Source organism: Streptomyces sp. AcH 505, from assembly GCF_000818175.1.
In the GTDB taxonomy this organism is placed as follows: Bacteria; Actinomycetota; Actinomycetes; order Streptomycetales; family Streptomycetaceae; genus Streptomyces.
Window position 1 is genome coordinate 5638680 of sequence record NZ_JTIY01000001.1, and the last position, 4118, is coordinate 5642797.

Consider the following 4118-nt stretch of genomic DNA (forward strand, 5'->3'; position numbering starts at 1 on the left):
CAGCAGCCGCGGCTGCACCCCGTGCAGCAGCCGGCCCGTCAGGGCGGCGACGACGAACGACAGCACCGCAAGCGGCAGCAGGGCCAGACCCGCCTCGACCGGGCTCATGCCGAGCAGCGTCTGGAGCCAGATCTCCGTGTACGGCAGCACACCGAACGCCGCCGCGTTGAACGCCAGCGCCGCCACCATCACCGCGACGAACGAGGCACCGCGGAACAGCGACAGATCCAGCAGCGGCTGCGCGACCCGGCGCTCCACCACCACGAACGCGACCAGCGCGACGACGGCCACCGCGAGGGCGACGCCCGTCTGCGCCGACGTCCAGCCCTCGGTGCCCGCCCGCACCACGGCGAAGGTCAGGGCGCCCGCGAACAGCGCGAAGCAGCCCGTGCCCGCCCAGTCGATCCGGCGGCCCTGCTCGCCGCGCCCCTCGTGCACGGCGCGCAGCGTCAGCCAGATCGCCAGCACGCTCACCGGCAGGTTGATGAAGAAGATCCAGCGCCAGTCGAGCCCCTCGGTCAGCACCCCGCCGAGCACCGGGCCGAGCGCGGCGGCCGCCCCGCTCACCGCGCCCCAGATGCCCAGCGCGAACGACCGGTCACGGCCCTGGTAGGCCGCGCCGAGTATGGACAGCGTCGTCGCGAACATCGCGGCGGCGCCCACGCCCTGCAATCCGCGCAGCGCGATCAGCTCCCCGGCGTTCTGCGCGAGGCCGCTGCCCAGCGAGGCCAGCGCGAAAAGCCCGGTGCCCACCGCGTACACCCGCCGCCTGCCCAGCACGTCGGCCGCGGCGCCGGCCCCCAGCAGCAGCGCGGCCAGCACCAGCGCGTAGATGTCGATGACCCACTGGAGCTCGCTGAGCGAGGCGTCGAGCCCGCCCGCCATGGCGGGCAGCGCCACGATCACGATGGTCACGTCCAGCAGCAGCATGAAGGTGCCCAGACAGACCGCGACGAGCGGCCCCCACTTACGCATGATGTTCTCCCCATCGAACGGTTCTCTTTCCTCCCGTACGATCAGGCAACGACCCCGATATCCGGCAGCCAGAACATCGAAAGCGCCGGAATCCGACACGATCCGGGAAGCGGCCGATGGAAAGCGACCTGTACGACCGCCTCGACTGGCAGCTGTTGCACGCGCTGGAGACCGACGCGCGCGCCCCCTTCAGCCGGATCGCCGAGGTGCTCGGCGTCTCCGACCAGACCGTCGCCCGCCGCTACCGGCGGCTGATCACCGACATGGGGGTCCGGGTCGTCGGGGTACGCGACGCCGCCCGGCTCGGCCACGACAGCTGGATGCTGCGGCTGCGCTGCACCCCCGACGCCGCCGACCCGCTGGCCCGCGCGCTCGCCCGCCGGCCCGACACCGCCTGGATCGGGCTCACTTCGGGCGGCACCGAAGTCGTCTGCACGACCCGGGCGCGCAGCAAGGGCGAGCAGGAGGAGCTGCTGCTCGGTCGGCTCCCGCGCACCCCGGCCGTCGCCGAGATCAGGGCCCACCAGCTGCTGCACCGCTTCTACGGCGGCCCTTCGGGCTGGCTCGCGAAGAGCAGGTCGCTGACCGGCGAGCAGGTGGCGGCGCTGCGCGGTCCTGTCCCCGACGAACCGCGCGAGCCGCGGTCGTCCGCCGTCCTCACCGCCGAGGACGAACCCCTGGTCGCCGCGCTCGAACGCGACGGCCGGGCGACCTTCGCCGAACTCCAGCGGGCCACCGGGCGTTCCGAGTCGGCGGTACGCCGCAGGCTCGACCAACTGCTGGCTTCGGGGGCGCTCTTCATCGACGTCACCTTCAACCAGGGTGTGTTCGGGTACGAGTTGAGAGCGATCCTCTGGATCACCGCGGCGCCCGCCGCCCTCGACTCCGTCGGCCGCGCGCTCGCCACCCACCCCGAGGTGGCGTTCGCCTCGGCGACGGCGGGCCACTGCAATCTGGTCGCGGTGATCGTGTGCAGCGACACCGCCTCGGTCTACCGCTATCTCAGCGAGGGCGTGGGCCGCCTCGACGGCGTCCAGCACGTGGAATGCGCGCCGGTGCTGCGTACGGTCAAACAGCTCACCTACGAGGAGCGCCGCCGTCCCTGAGCCGCGTTCCTGAGCCGCCGTCCCTGAGCCGCGTCCCCGCGCCGTGTCCCTAGGCCGGGCGCTGCAGCCGGTCGCCGCCCGTCAGGATCGCGTCGGCCAGCGCGTCCGCCGCCTCCTGGGCGCCCGCCTGCCTGCGGCCGTGCACCAAAACGAAGTCCACCTCGCCCAGCTCCGGCAGCCCGGCCCGTGCCGTCACCGGCACCAGGCCCTGCGGGACCAGACCCCGGGTATGGGCCATCACACCGAGACCGGCGTGGGCCGCCGCCGTCAGACCGCTCAGGCTGGAGCTGGTGCACGCCACCCGCCAGGCCCTGCCCTGCGCCCCGAGCGCGTCCAACGCCCTTGACCGGGTGATCGCCGGGGGCGGGTAGAGGATCAGCGGCACGGGACGGTCCGGATCGACCCGCAGCCGTGGCGCGCCGATCCAGGCCAGCGACGACCGCCACACCAGCTCGCCGTGGATGTCGCCGGCGCGCCGCTTGGCCAGGACGAGATCGAGCAGCCCCGCCGCCAGCTGTTCGTGCAGCGTGCCGGACAGCTCGACCGTCAGCTCCAGATCGACCTCCGGATGCTCCTGCCGGAACGACCGGAGGATCTCGGGGAGCCGGGTGAGGACGAAGTCCTCGGAGACCCCGAACCGCAGCCTGCCGCGCAGCCGGGTGCCGCCGAAGAACGCCGACGCGCGCTCGTGGGCCGCCAGGATCGTCCGGGCGAAGCCCAGCATCGCCTCGCCACTCTCCGTGAGCTGCACACTGTGTGTGTCGCGGCTGAACAGCGGTTGGCCGGCGGCCTGTTCGAGCCTGCGCACATGCTGGCTCACGGTCGACTGGCGCACTCCGAGCCGCCCGGCGGCCCGGGTGAAACTGAGCGTCTGGGCCACGGTGAGAAACGTACGCAGCTGTCCTGGGTCGTACACAAACCCCAAGATTACCCGGCCATCGCGAATCGCGATCACAGTCAGAGCGGCGTACGGGATTCCCGATTGCCCTGATCAGCGGGACGATGGGGCGGCACGCCCCGTACCGAGTCCGAGTGGAGCACATGAACCGCCGCGTCACCCTCCCGTCCTGGCTTCCGATCGACCCGTTCATCCTCGCGCTCGTCGGGACCGTGGCCCTCGCGGCGCTGCTGCCGGCCTCCGGAGGGGCCGCCGAGGTGGCGGGCGGGGCCTCGACCGGCGCCGTGGCGCTGCTGTTCTTCCTTTACGGAGCGCGACTGTCGACGCAGGAGGCGCTCGACGGGCTGCGGCACTGGCGGCTGCATGTCACCGTCCTCGGCTGTACGTTCGTGCTCTTCCCGCTGCTGGGCCTCGCCGCCAGGGGGCTCGTGCCGTTCGTGCTGACGCCCCAGCTCTACGACGGCCTGCTGTTCCTGTGCCTGGTGCCCTCCACCATCCAGTCGTCCATCGCCTTCACGTCCATCGCGCGCGGCAACGTACCGGCCGCGATCTGCGCCGGATCGTTCTCCAGCATCGTGGGGATCGTGGTCACCCCGCTGCTGGCCGCCTCGCTGATCGGCGGCGGCGCCGTGGGCTTCTCGGCCGACTCCCTGCTCAAGATCGTCGCGCAGCTGCTGCTGCCCTTCGTCGCGGGCCAGTTGCTGCGCCGCTGGGTCGGCGGCTTTCTGACCCGGCACAAGAAGCTGCTGAGCCTCGTCGACCGCGGCTCGATCCTGCTGGTGGTCTACACGGCGTTCAGCGAGGGCATGGTCGCCGGGATCTGGCACCAGGTGACCGTGGCGCGCCTCGCCGGGCTGCTGGCGGTGGAGGCGGTGCTGCTCGCCGCGATGCTGGCGGTCAGCTGGTACGGGGCGAAGCGGCTCGGCTTCGTACGGGGCGACCGGATCGCGATCCAGTTCGCCGGGTCGAAGAAGAGCCTGGCGGCCGGGCTGCCGATGGCGAGCGTCCTGTTCGGCGCGCACGCGAGCCTCGCCGTGCTGCCGCTGATGCTCTTCCACCAGATGCAGCTGATGGTGTGCGCGGTCATCGCGAAGCGCCGCGCGGGCGACCCGCAGCCGCGAGCGGCCGAGGCCGCGCCC

General features: G+C 72.4%; 4 protein-coding genes. 2 read left to right on the plus strand and 2 right to left on the minus strand.

Annotated elements, in window-relative coordinates; all coding sequences use genetic code 11:
• Positions 1–975, minus strand: a 975-nt coding sequence (locus HY68_RS25335; RefSeq protein WP_041997110.1) for an MFS transporter, incomplete at its 3' end; no start/stop codon positions are given.
• A gap of 116 nt (positions 976–1091) precedes the next feature.
• Between HY68_RS25335 and HY68_RS25340 the strand changes: the two genes are divergently transcribed.
• Positions 1092–2081, plus strand: coding sequence for an Lrp/AsnC family transcriptional regulator (locus HY68_RS25340; protein ID WP_041992709.1), 990 nt, complete (start codon positions 1092–1094; stop codon positions 2079–2081).
• 49 nt (positions 2082–2130) lie between these two features.
• Here HY68_RS25340 and HY68_RS25345 read toward each other — a convergent pair whose 3' ends face one another.
• A complete protein-coding gene (locus HY68_RS25345; protein ID WP_198533339.1) occupies positions 2131–3006 on the minus strand; it encodes a LysR substrate-binding domain-containing protein in 876 nt (291 codons plus the stop codon).
• A gap of 116 nt (positions 3007–3122) precedes the next feature.
• On the opposite strand from HY68_RS25345, the gene HY68_RS25350 reads away from it, so the two are divergent.
• On the plus strand, positions 3123–4118 hold a 996-nt coding region (locus HY68_RS25350; RefSeq protein WP_063779718.1), incomplete at its 3' end, for a bile acid:sodium symporter family protein.

Bases quoted from the DNA above. Each gene is read 5' to 3' on its own strand.
- HY68_RS25340 (WP_041992709.1), top strand. From the start codon at position 1,092: ATGGAAAGCGACCTGTACGACCGCCTCGACTGGCAGCTGTTGCACGCG.